Source organism: Deinococcus wulumuqiensis R12 (assembly GCF_011067105.1).
In the GTDB taxonomy this organism is placed as follows: domain Bacteria; phylum Deinococcota; class Deinococci; order Deinococcales; family Deinococcaceae; genus Deinococcus; species Deinococcus wulumuqiensis.
The window spans coordinates 1,666,833-1,684,420 of record NZ_CP049357.1 but is presented as its reverse complement, the minus strand read 5'-3'; the positions used below and the strand labels follow the sequence as shown (position 1 = coordinate 1,684,420).

At 68.5% G+C, this 17,588-nt stretch carries 17 protein-coding genes; all 17 read left to right on the top strand.

The genetic code is table 11. From position 1 onward, the window contains the following. The first annotated feature begins 13 nt into the window (after positions 1-13). Positions 14-1,009: a lipoyl synthase gene (gene lipA, locus G6R31_RS08235; protein WP_017870513.1), complete on the top strand. Its 996-nt coding sequence runs from the start codon at positions 14-16 to the stop codon at positions 1,007-1,009. Positions 1,010-1,131: 122 nt separating this feature from the next. Beyond that, on the top strand, positions 1,132-2,460 hold the full coding sequence (locus tag G6R31_RS08230; RefSeq protein ID WP_161617929.1) for an outer membrane protein assembly factor BamB: 1,329 nt from the start codon (positions 1,132-1,134) through the stop codon (positions 2,458-2,460). After that, positions 2,457-2,966, top strand: coding sequence for a short-chain dehydrogenase (locus tag G6R31_RS08225; RefSeq protein ID WP_017870515.1), 510 nt, complete (start codon positions 2,457-2,459; stop codon positions 2,964-2,966). The genes G6R31_RS08230 and G6R31_RS08225 overlap by 4 nt, the downstream gene beginning before the upstream one ends. A 27-nt stretch (positions 2,967-2,993) precedes the next feature. Next, positions 2,994-4,295, top strand: a complete 1,302-nt coding sequence (murF, locus tag G6R31_RS08220; protein WP_017870516.1) for a UDP-N-acetylmuramoyl-tripeptide--D-alanyl-D-alanine ligase — start codon at positions 2,994-2,996, stop codon at positions 4,293-4,295. A 34-nt stretch (positions 4,296-4,329) separates the two neighbouring features. Next, the gene (locus tag G6R31_RS08215) at positions 4,330-5,133 is read left to right on the top strand and encodes a hypothetical protein (protein ID WP_026138734.1); all 804 of its coding nucleotides are present in this window, start codon (positions 4,330-4,332) and stop codon (positions 5,131-5,133) included. Between the two features lie 279 nt (positions 5,134-5,412). Then, positions 5,413-6,588 (top strand): type IV pilus biogenesis protein PilM, encoded by a 1,176-nt coding sequence (gene pilM / locus G6R31_RS08210; protein WP_017870518.1) that lies wholly within the window; start codon positions 5,413-5,415, stop codon positions 6,586-6,588. Next, complete coding sequence (locus tag G6R31_RS08205) at positions 6,581-7,267, top strand: hypothetical protein (RefSeq protein ID WP_017870519.1); 687 nt, start codon at positions 6,581-6,583, stop codon at positions 7,265-7,267. The genes pilM and G6R31_RS08205 overlap by 8 nt, the downstream gene beginning before the upstream one ends. Further along, entirely contained in the window at positions 7,264-7,950 is a 687-nt protein-coding gene (pilO, locus tag G6R31_RS08200; protein WP_017870520.1) for a type 4a pilus biogenesis protein PilO, read from the top strand. Before G6R31_RS08205 ends, pilO begins: the two co-directional genes overlap by 4 nt. Beyond that, positions 7,947-9,920, top strand: a complete 1,974-nt coding sequence (locus G6R31_RS08195; RefSeq protein ID WP_017870521.1) for a hypothetical protein — start codon at positions 7,947-7,949, stop codon at positions 9,918-9,920. The genes pilO and G6R31_RS08195 overlap by 4 nt, the downstream gene beginning before the upstream one ends. Positions 9,921-9,923: 3 nt before the next feature. After that, complete coding sequence (locus G6R31_RS08190) at positions 9,924-11,954, top strand: secretin N-terminal domain-containing protein (protein WP_017870522.1); 2,031 nt, start codon at positions 9,924-9,926, stop codon at positions 11,952-11,954. A 142-nt stretch (positions 11,955-12,096) separates the two neighbouring features. Further along, positions 12,097-13,245: a chorismate synthase gene (aroC, locus tag G6R31_RS08185; RefSeq protein WP_017870523.1), complete on the top strand. Its 1,149-nt coding sequence runs from the start codon at positions 12,097-12,099 to the stop codon at positions 13,243-13,245. Positions 13,246-13,252: 7 nt separating this feature from the next. Continuing rightward, complete coding sequence (locus G6R31_RS08180; RefSeq protein ID WP_017870524.1) at positions 13,253-13,969, top strand: shikimate kinase; 717 nt, start codon at positions 13,253-13,255, stop codon at positions 13,967-13,969. Continuing rightward, positions 13,956-15,008, top strand: coding sequence for a 3-dehydroquinate synthase (gene aroB / locus G6R31_RS08175; RefSeq protein ID WP_017870525.1), 1,053 nt, complete (start codon positions 13,956-13,958; stop codon positions 15,006-15,008). The genes G6R31_RS08180 and aroB overlap by 14 nt, the downstream gene beginning before the upstream one ends. Before the next feature lie 31 nt (positions 15,009-15,039). After that, complete coding sequence (gene aroQ, locus G6R31_RS08170; RefSeq protein WP_017870526.1) at positions 15,040-15,471, top strand: type II 3-dehydroquinate dehydratase; 432 nt, start codon at positions 15,040-15,042, stop codon at positions 15,469-15,471. Further along, positions 15,468-16,319: an alpha/beta hydrolase gene (locus G6R31_RS08165; RefSeq protein ID WP_017870527.1), complete on the top strand. Its 852-nt coding sequence runs from the start codon at positions 15,468-15,470 to the stop codon at positions 16,317-16,319. The genes aroQ and G6R31_RS08165 overlap by 4 nt, the downstream gene beginning before the upstream one ends. Before the next feature lie 22 nt (positions 16,320-16,341). Continuing rightward, entirely contained in the window at positions 16,342-16,617 is a 276-nt protein-coding gene (locus tag G6R31_RS08160) for a hypothetical protein (RefSeq protein ID WP_017870528.1), read from the top strand. A gap of 264 nt (positions 16,618-16,881) precedes the next feature. After that, positions 16,882-17,550 carry a response regulator transcription factor gene (locus tag G6R31_RS08155; protein WP_017870529.1) on the top strand — a complete coding sequence of 223 codons (669 nt, stop codon included), beginning with the start codon at positions 16,882-16,884 and terminating at the stop codon, positions 17,548-17,550. Positions 17,551-17,588 lie beyond the last annotated feature (38 nt).

Below are 17,588 nucleotides of genomic sequence, written 5' to 3'. Positions count from 1 at the left end.
CGAGGAAACCGAAATGACCCAGCAAGACCCGTCCACCAAGGAACCTAAATTCATCAAAAACGGCATCTACCGCAAGGACAGCGTGCCGGTGCGCGAGAAGAAACCTGAGTGGCTGAAAGTCACCATCCCCACCGGGCAGGTGTTTACCGAAGTCCGCAAAATCGTGAAGGAGCACCGCCTGCATACGGTGTGCGAGGAAGCGATGTGCCCCAACATCGGCGAGTGCTGGTCGCGTGGGACGGCGACGTTCATGCTGATGGGCCACATCTGCACCCGCGCCTGCCGCTTTTGCGCGGTGGACACCGGCAACCCGATGGGCAAACTGGACCTCGACGAGCCGCGCAGCGTGGCCGACTCGGTGCGGCTGATGGACCTCAAGTACGTGGTGCTGACCTCGGTGGACCGCGATGACCTGCCCGACGGCGGCGCCTACCACTTCGCCAAGACGGTGAAGGCCATCAAAGAGGTCAATCCGCAGACCCGCGTGGAGGCACTGACGCCCGACTTTGGCGGCAACACGGCCTGCGTGGACCTCGTGCTGGACAGCGGCGTGGATACCTACGCCCAGAACCTCGAAACCGTGCGGCGCCTGACCCACCCGGTGCGCGACATTCGCGCGAGCTACGACCGCACCCTGAGCGTGCTGGCCCACGCCAAGCAGGCCCGCCCCGACGTGATTACCAAGACGAGCATCATGCTGGGCCTGGGCGAAACCCGCGAGGAAATCCGCGAGGCGATGGCTGATTGCCGCGCCGCCGGGGTGGACGTGCTCACCTTCGGGCAGTACCTGCGCCCCACCATGCACCATCTACCGGTGGAACGCTACATTTCGCCCGCCGAGTTCGACGAAATCCGCGAAGAAGGCATGCAACTTGGTTTCCTGGAAGTCGTCTCCGGTCCGCTGGTGCGCTCGTCGTACAAGGCTGAGCAGATCGTGATGGACCGGCCCGGCAACCTGCCCGAGCACCTGAGCCATCTGGAAGGCGGCAGCGAATTGACCCTTATTTGAGGTTTGGGAGGAGAGAGGCCGGGGCCATGCGCTCTGGCCCTTATTCTTTGGGTCGGTACTTGGCTTCGAGGCTCCACCAAAAGTCGGACGTGCCGCTGCCCGCCGTCCGTTACCCTGACCTCATGTCGAAGTTCCGGCGAATAATGCTGCCCTTGGCGTTGCTGGCTGCCCTGGCTCCGGCCCAGGCGGCCCCACCTACGAGCTATCAGGGGCCGGTGTACGGCGCTGGCGTGCCGAACGTCAAGGTGGTTCGCCCTCTCTGGACGTTGACGGTAGATAAGGCCGAGTACGGCGACAGGGCCGTGCTGCTCGCTGAAAACCGCGTGCTGGTGAAGGTGGGCGGGGCGTTGCAAGCCCGCGACGTGGCGACGGGCCACATGCGGTGGACGCTGCGGCAGCCGGGAAACCTGGGACTGGCCGACAAAAACGCTGTCTTTCTCACATCGGGCCAGATTCTGAGCGCTTACCGGCTCAGCGACGGGCGGCGCCTGTGGACCCGCGACCTGGGCGGCACGGTGCGCGATGTGGGCGAGTCGGGCGGCGTGCTGTACGCGACGACGGAACACGGCGGCATAGCCCTGAGCGCCGCGACGGGTCAGACGCGCTGGGCCTTTAAAGAGCACGAAATGACGGGCTTCCGGACGGTTCTGGGCGACACAGGATCAGGGAGCGTGGTGTTCTGGGACGCTTACCAGGGCGAGCCGCATTTTCCGGCCACCTACGCCTTTGACGCGGCGACGGGCAAACAGCTCTACCGCCTCGGCGGCACGACGGGGCCGCTGGGCGTGCGCGGCAAGGCGGTCCTGATGGCCGACGCGAGCTTCCTCTCAGGGAGCGACAACGCAGTCCTGACCTGGGTGAACCTGCGTTCCGGCGTCACTGAACAGGTCTTGAAGCTGGCTGCCGATTTCCGCTGCCCTGGCAGAGGCACCCTGGAGCGCCGCACGTCCGAAACCTTCTCTGCCCCGCCGCACATTTATGTCAATGACCAGTGCGGCACGCGGCTGCGGCAGTTCTGGGCGAATGACCCGGCGCTGGCTGCAAAAACGCCTTCCGCGCCGCTGCTACCCGCCCGCACCTTCGCCGTGCCAGACGACGGTCGCTTTCGCCTGGGGCCAGTGGGAGAACTGTTGGTGTTTGAAAGCCGCATGGGAGAAGTGCGCTTGATTCCAACCACGGGCCGCGCGCCTATCAACTACAACGGGGTGGATATGCCGACCGGGACGGGCTTGACCCTGCCGGGAGCGGGGCCGGTCTCGCGGTTGGACGCCCTGGGGAGCGTGCTGTATGTCGGGCGGGTGAATGGTGAGTTTCTCGCCTACGACGCCGCCAGAAAAAAGCCCCTCTACGCGGCGCAGCTTTCCTGGCGCGGCTTCGGGCCGACCTTCCGCAGTGGCAAGTACGCGGTGCTGACCACTCCCGGCGCACTGGCTGTGGTGCGTGAGCCATGAAAACGCTGGTGGTCGGCGGCACCGGCATGCTGCTGGGGCTGGTGCGCGAGTTGCTCGCGGCGGGCGACGAGGTGTGGACGCTGGCCCGCCACGCCCCGGCGCTCACACATTCGCGCCTGCATCCCCTGCTGGCGGACTACCGCGACGCAGCGGCCTTGCGCGCGGCCCTGGCCTCCGCCGCGCCGTTTGACCGGGCGGTGGTCTGGATTCACTCTGCGGCGCCGGACGCGCCTTTCGTGGTGGCCGAAGCGGTACAAGGGCCGTTTTTTCACGTCCTGGGCAGCGCGGTGGCCGACCCGTTCAGACCCGACGACGGACGGCGGGCCCGTTTCGCCGCGCTGGGCAGCGATGCGCGCGACGTGGTGCTGGGCTTCGTGCGGGAAGGCGAACACTCACGCTGGCTGACGAACGCGGAAATCTCGGCGGGGGTCTGGGACGCGGTGCGGGGCAACGTTCAGCGGGCAGTGGTAGGAACGGTAACGCCGTGGGCCGCGCGGCCCGGCTGACCGGCGTGTTCCTGCTAGCCTCGCCTCATGCTTGACCCCCGCTCTGTTCCTTTTGCCGCTCAGATTCACCCCCAGGCCCGCCCGGCGCGGCGGCTGACCTGGGACTCGCGCGAGGCGGGGCCGAACACGGCGTTCGTCGCGCTGCCCGGCGAGAAGATGCACGGCAACAGGTTCGTCGAGCGGGCGCTCGCGGCGGGGGCGCCTTTCGTCCTGACCGACCTCGACGTGCCCCGCGCCGTGCGGGTGGATGATGCGCGCGGGGCCCTGTTCGCCTGGGCGCGGAGTGAACGGGCCAAAAACCCGCTGGTGGTGGGCATCACCGGCAGCGCGGGCAAGACGACCGCCAAGAGTTACGCGGCGGCGGCCCTGGACGCCCACTTCATGCCGGTGTTCAACACCATGCCCGCCATCGCCTGTTTTCTGGTGCAGTACGGCGCGAGCCAGAAGCCTTTGGTGGTGGAGATGGGCATCGACCACATCGGCGAAATGGCCGAACTGATGGACCTCGTGCGGCCCGATGTGGGCGTGGTCACGACCATCGGCCCGGCGCATCTGGAGCAGTTCGGCACGGTGGAGACCATCGCCCGCGAAAAGGGTCAGATTCTGACGGCGCGGCGGGCGCTCGTCGGCTCGCAGGCCGCCGCCTTTTTCCCCAAGGCCCAGTTTCCCCACGTGGACAGCTACGGCTTCGGCGACGTGACGTTCCGGGGCGAGGGGCTGGAACTCTCGCCGCAGGCCGCCCGCTTTCGCTTCGGCGGCATGGGCGTGATTTTGCCGCTCGCCTCGCGGGTGCAGGCCGAGGCCGCCGTGCTGGGCATGGTCCTCGCCCGCGAAGCCGGCATCGCGCTGGCCGACGCCGCCGTAAGAATGAGCGCGGTAGAGGTACCCGGCGGACGCTACCGGCTGCATCCGGGCCGGTTTACCGTCATCGACGACGCCTACAACGCGTCTCCGGTGGCGGTGCGCGCCGCGCTCGATGCCCTGCACGCGCTGAAGCTGGAGGGCGAGGCAGGCCGCCGCATCAGCGTGCTGGGCCGGATGCTGGAACTCGGCCCCACCGAGCGCGAGTTGCACGCCGAAGTCGGCAGCTATGCCCGCGAGCAGGCCGACCTGACCTATGGGGTGGGCGAGTTCGCGCCGGAGCTGGGCGAGCGCGCCTTCACCACCGTGCCTGAGCTGCTCGCCGACCTGCTGAATGAGGTCCGTGACGGCGACATCGTGCTCGTCAAGGCGAGCCGGGGCATTTCCCTGACCCCAGAGCAGCGCGCGGTGACGGGCGTGGGGCTGGACGTGGTGGTGGAGGCACTGCTCGATAAGCGCGACCGCTGACCTGCCGCTCACCCGGACCCGGCACAATCGGACCATGCCCCTCCCGCCCCGCTGGACCACACCGCGCCGCTTGCTTCGCCTTCCCGTGCTGGCCTTGCTGGGGGCCTCGCTCCTCGCCTGTGCTCCCGCGCCGTCTGCCGGGCGGGGAAGTGAGGCGGGAAGCACTGCCTCCGCCACTGGCGGGGTCCGCGCGGCCTTCAGCGACGATGGGGTGGCGTGGGTCAGTGGGGGCCGGGCGTGCGTGGCCCGCGTGCCGAGCTTTCAGCCGAGTTGCCCGCGCCTCGCCCCCGCCTCCGATGTGGGCTGGCAGCAGAGCGGTGGGCAGGGAGCCGACGCCTGGGCCGCGCTGCCGGGGCCGGGGCTGGTGGTCACGCTCGACCGGGCGCCGCGCAGCCTGAATGTGGGCGCGGTGGTCCTGCTGAGTAGCACCCGCATCTACCGCGAGGACGGCAGCGCCCTGACCTACAGCGGCGAAGCGGGTCGTGGCGTGGCCGGAGCGCCGCTGGCCGCCGTGACCGGGGGCGACGGGCGCGATTACGTGGTCCTGGGCCGCGAACTGCGCCGGGTGGACGATGGGGCAGTCCTTGACCGGGCGGCGCAGCCTTTCCTGTATGCCACCCCCAGCGGGGCCGCCAGTGCCGCCCTGCCCACTGCCAGTGACGGCCTGAGCCTTTACCGCCTGACCGGCAGCACCCTGGAACGCTTCAGCGCTGGGCAGGTGGTCGCCCGCGTGCCGCATGGGCCGGGGCAGGTGGGGCTGGTACGCGGCGAGGTGGTCACGGTGGACGCGGCGGGCCGGGTGCGGCGGTTCACTCCGCAACTCGCGCAGCTGAACTGAGCCTGGGACGCCGGGTTTCGGTGCCCTGTCCGTAGCTTGCGAGGGGCCAACGAGCGGCTCACCGACGCGCTCCGGCAGGGCTGGGGGTGTCAGAGTTCCGTAAGCGGGGGGATGGTTCCATGGGCAGCGGTATGTCCGCCCTTGCCCTCACTCGCCGGCTTATTCCCGCAGCAGCTTCTGCCCGTTTCCGGAGCGTGGCCCAGGCCCCCGCATCGTTGCCGGGGGGCCCGGCCCGGGTAGATGAGTGAATGCTAAAATTCGCCGGACTCTGGAGGGAGCATGACGAGCCTCATTAACCGTTTTCGCAGTCGTTCCGCCGCCATCGGCGTGGAGATCGGCACCAGCACCATCAAGGTGGTGGCCCTCAAGGCGGGGGCGCCCCCTTCCCTGCAACACGCGGTGATGGTTCCCACCCCCATCGGCAGCATGCGTGACGGTCTGGTCGTCGAACCCCAGGCGGTGGCGAACGAACTCAGGAGCCTGCTGGCCGAGCACCGCATCACCACCCGCCACGCCGTGACCGCCGTTCCCAACCAGGTCGCCGTGACCCGCAACATCATGGTGCCGCGCATGGACCGCAAGGACCTGCAAAGCGCCATCCGCTGGGAAGCCGAGCGCTATATTCCCTACCCCATCGACGAGGTCACGCTCGACTTCGACCTGCTCGACGACCCGGCGTCCATCCCCGAGGACGGTCAGATGGAAGTCGTGATCGCGGCGGCGCCCACCGAGGCGGTCCACCGCCAGATAGAGGTGTTGCGCCTCGCCGGGCTGGAACCCACCGTGGTGGACCTCAAGAGCTTCGCGGCGCTGCGTGCCCTGCGCGGCAACCTGCTGGGCGAGCACCTGACCAAAAGCACCCTGACCGGCACCAACTACACCGAGGCCGGCGAGGTCGCGCTGGTGATGGAAATCGGCGCGAGCAGCTCGGTGATCAACCTCGTGCGCGGCGACCGCATCCTGATGACCCGCAACATCAACGTGTCGGCCGACGACTTCACCACCGCGCTGCAAAAGTCCTTCGACCTGGACTTCGCCGCTGCCGAAGACGTCAAGCTCGGCTACGCCACCGCCACCACCCCCACCGAGGACGAGGAAGACCTGCTCAACTTCGACCTGAGCCGTGAGCAGTACAGCCCGGCCCGCGTGTTCGAGGTGGTCCGGCCCGTGCTGGGAGACCTGATCACCGAAATTCGCCGCTCGCTGGAGTTCTACCGCGTCCAGAGCGGCGACGTGGTGATCGACCGGACCTTCCTCGCCGGGGGTGGCGCCAAGCTGCGTGGCCTGGCCGCCGCCATCGGGGACGCGCTGGGGTTCCGGGTGGAAGTCGCCTCCCCGTGGCTGACCGTGCAGACCGATCAGGCGGGCGTGGACACCGGCTACCTTCAGACCAACGCCCCCGAATTCACCGTGCCGCTGGGACTGGCGCTGCGGGGGGTGATGGGCCGTGGTTGAAATCAACCTGTTGCCCAAGGAGTACCGCAAGCAGTCACAGCCCAGCGTCTGGAAATACGCGTCCTGGGCGGTGGCTGGCCTGACGGCGGCGGTGCTCGGCGGCTGGTACCTGGCGGTGTCGGGCGACACCAGCCAGTTGCGCGCGCGCTCGGCGGCGCTGCAGCAGCAGATCGACGCGGTGGCCCCGCAAAAGGCGCGGTTCAACGAGCTGACTGCCACCCAGGGCGAACTGGAGCGGGTCACCCAGGTGGCGCTGCAACTGCGGGACCAGAAAACCTACTGGTCCAACGACCTCGCTTCCTTCGTCGAGCGTGTGCCCGGCAACGTGGTGTTCAGCAGCGTCAACATGACCACCGTGGCGCCCGGCAGCGGGGCCAATCCCGCCTACGCGGGCAAGGCCGTATCGCGGCAACTCGACCTGTCCGGCAGCGCCCGCAGTCAGGAAGCGATCGTGACCTTCCTGAACGCCTTCGAAACCGACGGCAATTTCGGCGTCGATTTCAAGGGCCTGCAACGTGACGACGCCAACGGCATCTACACCTTCACCGCGGCCATCGGGGTGGTGGGGGACCAGCCCAGCGCCGCTTCCGGAGGGGCCGCGACGCCTGCGCCGGTTCCCGGGGCCGCGCCCACGGCTCCGGCGGCGCCCGCCGCACCGGCCGAGGGAGGCACCCAGTGAACGCGATCAAACTCGCTCCGCAGTACATTTTCGCGCTGGCACTGACCGCGTCGCTGGTGCTGGGCTACCTCTTCTACACCCTGGCGATCCAGCCCAGGCAGCTTGAGATCATGGCCCTCAACGACGAAATCACCGGCAAGGAAACGACCCTGGCCGCCGATCAGGCCAAGGCGGCGCGGGTGCCCGTCCTCACCGCCGAGGTGGCCCGGCTCGAAGTCGAGCGTGACAAGTTCCTGCAGGCGCTGCCGCCCACCGCCAACTTCGGTCAGGTGGTCGCCAACCTGCGGCAGACCGTCAGCGCCGCCGGGGGCGACCTCAAGACCCTGTCGTTCGGGGGCAGCGGCGCCGCAGCCGCCAACCTTCCTGCGGGCGTGCGGCCTATCGGGATGACCCTGACGGTCGACGGCAAATTCCCACAACTGTTTCAGATTCTGCGGAGCCTGGAATTGCAGGGCCGCTTCACCACCGTGGACAACGTGAGCCTGCAGTCGGTCGCGGCGGCAGGCAGGGGCACCGGTACGGGCGGACTGCTGAGCAGCACCCTCGGTCTGACGGTCTACACCTTCGATGCGGCGCAGGCCGCAGGCGCCCCGGCAGCAGCGGGCACGGTTCCTGGGGGCACGCCGCCCGCCGCTGCGCCCGCCGCTCCCGCCGAACCGGCCGCTGGAGGCACGCAACCATGAGCCCTTTTCCTACTGAAGATCAAACCCAGACCCAGACCTATACCGACACGACCAGCGTGTCACAGGTCAGGTCACCGCTGAACCTCCAGTTTTCGCGTGAGGTCAAGATGGTGCTGGTGGTGCTGGGCATGGTGGCCCTGATCGGCGGCTGGTTCGTTCTGACCGGCCAGCCCGAGGAACAGACCGCCGTCACCGACCCGGTTGCCGTGAACGGCCCCGCGTCCGTGCCTGGTACGGACACAGTTACCGATACGAACACAGTCACTGGTACGAACACAGTCACTGGTACGAACACGGTCACCACGTCTACGACCACCACCACGACGTCCAGCACCGATGCGGCTCAGACGGGCGGGACGGGCGACACCTCCACCGGCTCGGGGACCACTCCGGACGGGGACCGTCAAGCCGACGGGTCGGGCCGCACCTCCGGGAGCAGTTCGCAGGCCGGCACAGACACGGACGCCACCGACACCGACGCCACCGACGAGAATCTGGTGGCGACCCTCCCCCCGCTCGAAGGCGACGGCCTGGCTCAGCCGGTGCCGGTGCCCAGCGGCATCAACCCCGACCGGCCCCTCAAGACGATCAGCGGCGCCGACCCCTTCGGCACCCTCGTGGCTGGGTCGGGCGCACGTCCCAACGGCTCTGCTGGCGGGGACACCCTGGCCGGTTCGGTGGAAACCCAGACTCCTGAAGTGCAAACTCCTGAAGCACGGACTCCTGAAACCCGGACTTCTGGAACCCAGGCGCCCGAGGCCCAGGGGCAGGCCGGACAGGGTCGCGTGGGCGGCTCGGTTCCGGCTCCGGTGGTGCTGACCGGCCCCGCAGGAAGCAGCGTCGGCGGTCAGGGCGGCGTGCTGGACTACACCTCGCAGCTCGATCAGGGCGCCCTACCCACTCCGGTCATTCCAGTCACCCCGGCCGAGGTCGGCGGCGCAGGCAGCCGCGCACCGGCTGTGGTCGCTGCCCCGGCCCGGTCTGCGGCAGCCCAGGCAGCGGGTCAGACGGCGGCGGGTCAGACGGCGGCGGGCCGGAACACGGGAGCTTCCGGCACGGCGGCCCAGGGTGGACAGGCCGCCCGCACCCCGGGTGTGGTCGTGGTGCGTCCGCCCGCAGCCACCGGGACAGGTTCGGCCGCCTCCCGAACTGCGGCCCCCGCAGGCAACGGTGGAACCTCCAGCAAACAGGCGGGCACCGCACGCACGAACGCTGGACAGGCCAAGCCGCCCCGCGTGATCGCGGCGTCGCCTGCCGCAGGCACCCGGACTCCGGCGACGACGTCCGCCCGCACCAACGCCAAGCCGGGGAACGCCAGCGGCACCACCGTCGTCGTGCGCCCCCCGGCCACCGTCAGCGGTCAGCCGCCCCGCGTGATCAGCGGCACGGACACCGGCGGTAGGGACACCAGTGGGAGAGACACGGGAACCCCGGCAGCGGCCCCGGTGCCCACGCCTCCCCCGGTCGTGGCGGCGCGGGTGCCCCAGTCGAACGTCGTTCCTGACCTGGTGGTCCAGAATGCCGCAGCGTCCGCTTCCGGAAACGCGGCTTCCGGCAACCCGGCGGCGGCCCCGGCAGGCCAGGACAGCGACGATGCGTCGGCCCCGGCAGCCACGCCGCCCCTGATCACCGTCGTGAGCGGTGAAGTGGCCCCGGCAGGCAGCGCGGCAGGAACTGGTGCTGCTGGCACGGGCACCACTGGCACGGGCACCACTGGCACGGGCGCAGGCACCGCGCTCGACCGCCTGCTCGCGCAGGGTCAGGTGGCCCTCAGCTCGGTGGTGCTCGGGCCGACGAACACGGCGGTCTTCCGCACGCCGCAGGGCTTCGTCGTGGTCGAGCAGGGTCAGACCATTCCCGGTCTGGGCGGCGAAAACGCGACCCCTGTCGTCTTGCAGAACGTCGACACCGACGCCGTGACTCTGTCCTTTGGTGACACGGTCAAATCTCTGAAACTCGAACAAAGGTGAGCCATGAATAAACGACACGCCCTTTTCCTGACCGCCGTGCTGGGCATGGCCACCGCTCAGAACGCTGCTCCTGCCCAGGCGCCCGCGCCGCAGACCGGCAGCGCCGCGCTTCCCGTCTCGCAGGTCGCCGCCACTGACCCGCAGTTGAGTGCGGCCAGTGTCAGCGTCGAAACCGGCAGCTACGCCGGGCCGCTTTCCAGCCTGCTGGCCGCGCTGGCCCGGTCCGCGGGGTACGGCCTGATCCTCGACACCAACCTCGACCTGTCGGCCGCGGCCAACTCGTCGGCGGCCACGGCCGACCAGCCCCTCGCCCCGGCGGGCCGCCCGGTGTCCTACTCGTTCCGCGCTCAGCCGTTCAATCAGGTCTGGCCGCTGCTGATGGACGTGTACGGCCTGAGCTACGAGGTCGTGCAGCTCGGAAGCCAGCCGGTGTTGCGGGTAGGCAACACCCCGATTCAGCGCATCGTGACGCTCAAGAGCGCGGAGGCCACCGAAGCGGCCACCCAGGCCAAGCTGTTTTTCGGCACCCCCAAGTACACCGAGTCGCCCCGGCAGAACGAGGCCGGGCAGACGGTGGGTGTGACGCGCACCCTGATCGATGTCGAACTCGATTCCAAGACCATGCGAATCATCGCGGACACCCGCAACAACGCGGTGATCGTGCGCGGCACCAACAAGGAAGTGGCGGAAGTCACCCGACTGCTCGGGCAACTCGACCAGGCCGCCGGTCAGACGGCCGCTGGGGAGCAGGCCCAGAACCAGGCCGTTCGTCCGGTGCAGCGCGTGTACAGCGTGCGCGGCCAGACCGCCGACATCACGGCGCTGCTGGCGGCCCAGTACCCCACCCTGCGCGTGACCCCCGTGGGACAGACCGGCCAGCTGGTGCTCAACGGCGCCCAGGCCCAGCTCGATACCGCGCTGGCCCTGCTGGAGCAGGTGGACCGCCCGGCCCCGGTCACTGCGCCCCAGAATGTTCAGCGTGTCTTTCAACTTGTCAATGCCAGTGCTGAAGAGGTGAAAGCAGTGTTGCTGGGTCAGGCTGAGACACGGATCACCGAGCAAGTGACCTCCCGAAGCACCACCGTAACTGATCAAACTTCTCAACCGGCCATTCCTACGCCAAGTGCATCTACAAATGCTCAAGCTCAGCAGCAGACTGTCAGCAAGACGGTTTCCACGCCTGCTCAAGAAGGTCTGCTCAGCCAGGATGCGCCCACGATCATTGCCGATATCCGCACCAATAAGCTCATCGTGCGCGGCACGGCGGAGCAGGTGGCGCAGATCGCAGAACTGATTCCGCAACTCGACCAGGTGGTGCCGCAGATCAACGTGCAGGTGCGCATTCAGGAGGTCAACGAACGGGCGCTGCAATCGCTGGGCCTGAACTGGCGGGCGACCTTCGGCGGCTTCAACGTGGCGGTGACCGGCGGCACCGGACTGGCCGCCACCTTCAACCCCACCCAGAGTTTCCTGGGCTTCAACATCTTCCCGACCCTCACGGCGCTCGAAACCCAGGGCCTGACCCGGCGCGTGTACGACGGCAACGTGACCATGCAGAGCGGCCAGCGGTCGCTGAGTGCCACGGGCGGCGCCCAGAACGCGTCGAGCAGCGCGGCGGCGAGCGTCAAGAGCGGTGGGCGACTGGAAATCAACATTCCTTCGGCAGCGGGCAACATCGTCCGGCAGATCGATTACGGCCTCAACCTCGACTTTTTCAGCCCGCAGGTGGCGCCCGACGGCACCATCACCCTGCGCGTTCGCGGTCAGGTCAACCAGCCCGCCACGCCTATCACCGCTGACAGCCTGCCCAACCTGATCGACTTCACCAACAGTGAAGCGCAGAGCACCATCACCTTCAGAAACGGTCAGACGGTCCTGATGAGCGGCCTGCTCGGCAGCACCGAGACGAGCAGCAGCAGCGGCGTGCCTTTCCTGAGCAGCCTGCCGGGCATCGGCGCGGCCTTCGGGGAAAAGCGCAACGAGAAGACGCAGTCTCAACTGCTCGTCATCATCACCGGCACGGTCGTCAAGTAACCAAGTCACAAGGAACAGCCGTCAAAGAACGTTCCTGTCATCGCGGCGCCTTTCTTCGGAGGGGCGCCGCTCTTGGTGTTCGCGGGGGGCCTGTTTGCTCAAGCCGCCGCGCCGGGGGGGGCAATCCCGCTACAGTCGCCCCATGAGGTACCTGACCGCCGGAGAATCGCACGGGCCACAGCTGACGGCCATCATCGAGGGGCTGCCCGCGCAGTTGCCGCTGGGCAAGGGCGACATCGACCCCTGGCTCAGAAAGCGGCAGGGCGGCTACGGGCGCGGGCGGCGCATGGTCATCGAAACCGACGAGGCCGAGATTCTCTCCGGCGTGCGGGCCGGGCGCACCACCGGGGCACCCGTCACCCTCGCCATTCAGAACAGGGACCACCGCAACTGGGTCGAAATCATGTCGCCCGAGCCGGGGGGCGAGCCGCGCAAGAAGGCGCTGACCGACGCCCGCCCCGGGCACGCCGACCTGACCGGCGGCATCAAGTACCGCCACAAGGACCTGCGCGACGTGCTCGAACGGGCCTCGGCCAGAGAGACGGCGGCGCGGGTGGCGGTGGGCAGCGTCGCCCTCAAGCTGCTCGCGGAACTCGGCATCGAGGGGGCCAACTATGTCTCCAGCCTCGCCGGAATAGAAACGCGGCAGGCCTTTTCCTGGGACGGGCTGGCCGCCATCGAGGAGTCGGACCTGCGTACCCCCGACGCCGACGCCGCCGCGCAGATGCGGGAGCGCATCGACCAGGCCAAGAAGGACGGCGACACGCTGGGCGGCATCCTCGAAGTGCGGTTCCGGGGCCTGCCGGTGGGGCTGGGCAGCTTCGTCCACTGGGACCGCAAGCTCGACGGCAAGATTGCGCAGGCGTGCCTGAGCGTGCAGGCGATGAAGGGCGTCGAAATCGGGCGGGCCTTCGAGAACGCCGTCAAACCCGGCAGCAACGTCCACGACGCCATTCACTACCGGGGCGGCACCTATACCCGTGACACCAACGGCGCGGGCGGCCTGGAAGCGGGGATGACGAACGGCGAGGAACTGATCGTGCGGGTCGCCATGAAGCCCATCGCCACGCTGATGAAGCCGCTGCCGACTGTCAACGTGGTCACCCACGAGGCGTCCGACGCGGCCCGCGAGCGCAGCGACACCACCGCCGTGCCCGCCGCCGGGGTCATCTTGCAGTGCGTGATCGGCTGGGTACTGGCCGAGGCGATCACCGAGAAATTCGGCGGCGACACCCTGCCCGAGCTTCAGGAGCGCCTCGCGGCGGCGCGGACCTACGCGGCCGAATACTGAGGGCGCCTTGACCTTTTCTGAGCTTTCGGCGCGCGTGCAGCACGCGCTGGACGAGGTGCTGGCGGCTCCGCCCCGGCCCCCGGAGAGTGAGGCAGGCACCCCGCTGCGGGGGGATGAGGGTAGACTGCCTGTTATGTTTCCGTCCGGCCTGATCGAACGCCCTGCCAACTGGGTGGCGCTGGCAGGCTTTATGGGCACTGGCAAAAGCCGCATCGGCTGGGAGCTTTCGCGGGCGCTGGCGCTGCATTTCGTGGACACCGACAAGCTGATCACGCGGGTGGTCGGCAAGAGCATCCCCGAGGTGTTCGCGCAGGAAGGCGAAGGTTATTTCCGCGCCTGTGAGCGCGAGGTGGTCGAGCGCGTGACCCGGCTCGAGCACGCCGTCATCAGCCTCGGCGGGGGCACCTTTATCCACGAGGAAAACCGCCGCCTGCTGCTCTCTCGCGGCCCGGTGGTCGTGCTGTGGGCCACCCCCGAAACCGTCTACCAGCGCACCAAGCACAGCGACCGGCCGCTGCTCAAGGTCGAAGACCCCCTGTCGCGCATCCGGAGCTTGATGGACGAGCGCGAGAGCGTGTACCGCCAGGGCACCATCCACGTCCACAGCGACGGGCGCCCCTCCGAGGAAATCGTGGAGGAGGTCATCGAACGCCTGTGGGCCTGGCGGGACGCGCAAACCGCGTGGGCGCAGCTGTCACCGGAGTTCGACCGTGCGGCGGATTGAGGTCGGTGGCGCCTCCCCCTACGTGGCCCAGGTCGGCCCCGGCCTGCTCTCGCGCCTGACGGTGTCTGAAACGCCCGTCGCCCTGATTCACCCCGCCGACCTGCCCGCCGTTTGGGTGGAGCGGGCGCAGGCGAGCCTTCGGCCCCTGCTGACCGTCGAGGTTCCCGCCCGTGACGAGTGCAAGACGCTCGAGGTGTTCGCGGACGTGCTCTCGCAGCTCGCGCGGGCGGGCCTGCCCCGCAGCGGCGCGGTGGTGGGACTGGGCGGCGGCGCGGCGACCGACCTCGCGGGCTTCGTCGCCGCGAGTTACCTGCGCGGCGTGGCCTTCTACACCGCGCCGACCACGCTGCTCGGCATGGTGGACGCGGCGGTGGGCGGCAAAACCGGGGTCAACCTGCCCGAGGGCAAGAACCTCGTCGGCGCCTTCTGGCCGCCCCGCGCCGTGTGGTGCGACACCGATGCGCTGACCACGCTCCCGGAGGCCGTGTTCCGCGAAGGGGCCGCCGAAGCCTTCAAGCACGGCCTGATTGCCGACCCGTCGCTGCTGGAACGGGTGGCGTCGCCGGAGTTTCGTCCGGGTGGCGCCCTGCTCGAAGACACCCTGGCCGACGCCATCGCCGTCAAGGCTGGGGTCGTCACCCGCGACCTGACCGAGCAGGGCGAGCGGGCCTACCTCAACTTCGGGCACACGCTGGCGCACGCCCTTGAAGCCGTCACCCATCAGGCTATCCCCCACGGCGAGGCGGTGGCCTACGGGATGCACTACGCCGCCCGCCTTAGCCACGCGCTCGGCGGCGCGGACCTGACCCGTCACACCCGCGCCTTTCTGCGCTGGCAGCGGCCCCAGCCCTTGCCGCCGCTCACCTTTGGCGACGTGGCGCCCTTTATCGCCCGCGACAAGAAAGCCGACAGCGCGGGCGTGCGCTTCGTGCTGCTGCGCAACCTCGCCCAGCCGTATCTGGCCCGCGTGCCGGAGGACGTGCTGCGGCGCGAGTTCGCGGGCTGGCAGGCCGACCTCGGCGACCTCTGGCCGGGCTGAATGCTGGCCCCTGGCCGGGCTATCCTGTCTCATGCTGCTCATTCTCAACGGTCCCAACCTCAACCGCCTGGGTCTGCGTGAACCCGGGGTCTACGGCCCGCAGACCATCGAGGACCTCGAGCGCCAGTGCGAGGCGTGGGGCGCCGAACTGGAAATGAGCGTGACCTGTCGCCAGAGCAACTACGAGGGCCAGCTGCTCGAATGGGTGCAGGACGCCGAAGAACAGGGCTTTACCGGCATCGTCATCAACCCCGGCGCCCTGACCCACTACAGCTACGCCCTACGCGACGCGATTTCAGGGCAGCGGCTGCCGGTGGTCGAAGTCCACATCAGCAACGTGGACGCCCGCGAGGAGTTCCGGCACCAGTCGGTCACGGCGGCGGTGTGCCGGGGCAAAATCAGCGGCCTGGGCTTCACCGGCTACCGCCTGGCGATGGAATATCTGGTGAGCGTCATCGAGTGAGTGCCCTGGTGAACGCAGGCTGGCGGTCCTACGCCGCTCTCCCCGACAGCACCGTGACGGGCACGCTCCTCCAGTGGGACGGGGTGGGCGACGCCGACCATGCCCCGCGCCCGCTGCTCGCCTGGCTGCCGCCGTCCTACGGCGTGGACCCACAGCGGCGCTATCCGGTGGTCTACTTTCACGACGGGCAAAACGTGTTCGACGCCGCCACCAGCTTCAGCGGCGAATGGGGCGCCGACGAGGTGCTGACCGAACTGGCGCGGGAGGGAGTGGAGGCCATCGCCGTCGGCCTTCCCAACGGGGGAGAGCGGCGGTTTCACGAGTACAGCCCGGTGCCGCCCCCGCAGGACGCGCGGGGCGGGTTCCCGCCCGGGGGTGGTGGGGCGGGCGCCTACGTGCGCTTTCTGGCCCGGACGGTCAAGCCGCTCGTGGATACGACCCTGCGGACCCGGCCCGCCCCCGAGTTCACCCACGTCGTCGGCAGCAGCATGGGCGGGGTGGTCAGCCTCCACGCGCTGCTCACCTGTCCGGACGTGTTCGGCCACGCGGGGCTGCTGAGTCCGGCGTTCTGGACCGGCGGCGACTTCGCGCTGCGGCAGGCGGCAGCGTCGCCCCTCCCGGCAGGCCGCGTCTGGCTGGACGTGGGCGGGCGCGAGAGCGACGACCCGGCGCGGGCCGAGGCGTACCGGCAGGACACCGAGCGGCTGGCCGAACACTGGCGGGCACGCGGCATGGGGGAGCGGCTGCACTTTCTGCATGACCCACAGGCCATTCACCACGAATCGGCGTGGCGTGCGCGGCTGCCCTCGGTCCTGCGGTTTTTGCTGTCCGGTACGGTCACGTCCTGAGCGGGCGCGGCATACTCCCGCCATGACCGACACCCCCCAGGGCATCGCCTTTACCCTCGACGGCGTGGATGAACTCACCTTCGCCCGCATCCTGCGCGACGTGATGGACGACCCGGCGTTTCGTCGGCCCCTTCAGATTCAGGCACAGGAACCGCGTCCGGGCACGGCGGCGCGGCTGATTGTGGCGTTTGACCCAAAGGAGCGCCCCCGCGCCGTGGCGGCCATGCAGCGGCTCAAGACCGTGCTGCTGCGTTACGGGGTGCAGGTGGACAGTGTGCGGGTGCCGGGAGAAGAGTAATACAGATTCCGATTGAATCTGGAACTACCAGATTCAATCCGAGCGGATGCGAGTAGGAAAAAATACGGATTCCGCGATATGGATGCACAGGCGGCGCTTTCCCGACTGTGCAGGAATTAAGCGGAATCCGTATAAGCCGTTAAGGGTCCATAAAACGGCGGGGGGCACAGCACCGGTGGGCGGCCCCTACGATAATCGGTAAAGATTTTGCAAGGGACGCACGCAGGACGAACAGGCGGCATCTCGATCTTTGAAGGGCACCGCATGGAACAACGTATTCTCCTGATCGAAGACAATCCGGACATCACCCGCGTCGTCCAGTATGAGCTGGAACAGGCCGGGTACCGCGTACTCACCGCGCCGGACGGCATCACCGGCCTGACCAGCGCCCGGGAAAACGCTCCTGACCTGGTGATTCTCGACCTCGGTCTGCCGGACTTCGACGGTGCGGAAGTCGCCCGGCGGCTGCGCAAGACCAGCAGCGTGCCCATCATCATCCTGACGGCGATGGACGCGATTGACCGCAAGGTGAATCTGCTGGAGGCCGGGGCCGACGACTACATGACCAAGCCCTTTCACCCCGAGGAACTGGTCGCCCGGGTCAAGGTGCAGCTGCGGCACCAGCAGCACGGTGAGGTCATCACCATTGGCGCCCTGGAAATCCACCCGCAAAAACGGCTGTGCTCGTACAACGGCCACGAGGTCCGGCTCTCGCCCAAGGAATTTGACCTGCTCACTTTCCTGGCGCGTCAGCCGGGCCGCGTCTATTCCCGGCAGGAAATCGAGCGCGAGGTCTGGAACGGCGAACTGCCGAGCAACTCCAACGTGGTGGATGTCCACATGGCGAACATGCGGGCCAAACTCCGTGACCTCGACGGCTACGGCGTGATTCGCACCGTGCGCGGCATCGGCTACGCCCTCAAGACGCCGTAACGCGCAAAGCAGACAGTAGATAAAGGAGAGGGGCTTTG

Excerpts from the sequence above, each read along its gene's own strand:
- lipA (WP_017870513.1), top strand. The coding sequence starts at position 14 with ATGACCCAGCAAGACCCGTCCACCAAGGAACCTAAATTCATCAAAAAC.
- G6R31_RS08230 (WP_161617929.1), top strand. The coding sequence starts at position 1,132 with ATGTCGAAGTTCCGGCGAATAATGCTGCCCTTGGCGTTGCTGGCTGCC.
- G6R31_RS08225 (WP_017870515.1), top strand. The coding sequence starts at position 2,457 with ATGAAAACGCTGGTGGTCGGCGGCACCGGCATGCTGCTGGGGCTGGTG.
- murF (WP_017870516.1), top strand. The coding sequence starts at position 2,994 with ATGCTTGACCCCCGCTCTGTTCCTTTTGCCGCTCAGATTCACCCCCAG.
- G6R31_RS08215 (WP_026138734.1), top strand. The coding sequence starts at position 4,330 with ATGCCCCTCCCGCCCCGCTGGACCACACCGCGCCGCTTGCTTCGCCTT.
- pilM (WP_017870518.1), top strand. The coding sequence starts at position 5,413 with ATGACGAGCCTCATTAACCGTTTTCGCAGTCGTTCCGCCGCCATCGGC.
- G6R31_RS08195 (WP_017870521.1), top strand. The coding sequence starts at position 7,947 with ATGAGCCCTTTTCCTACTGAAGATCAAACCCAGACCCAGACCTATACC.
- G6R31_RS08190 (WP_017870522.1), top strand. The coding sequence starts at position 9,924 with ATGAATAAACGACACGCCCTTTTCCTGACCGCCGTGCTGGGCATGGCC.
- aroC (WP_017870523.1), top strand. The coding sequence starts at position 12,097 with ATGAGGTACCTGACCGCCGGAGAATCGCACGGGCCACAGCTGACGGCC.
- aroQ (WP_017870526.1), top strand. The coding sequence starts at position 15,040 with ATGCTGCTCATTCTCAACGGTCCCAACCTCAACCGCCTGGGTCTGCGT.
- G6R31_RS08160 (WP_017870528.1), top strand. The coding sequence starts at position 16,342 with ATGACCGACACCCCCCAGGGCATCGCCTTTACCCTCGACGGCGTGGAT.
- G6R31_RS08155 (WP_017870529.1), top strand. The coding sequence starts at position 16,882 with ATGGAACAACGTATTCTCCTGATCGAAGACAATCCGGACATCACCCGC.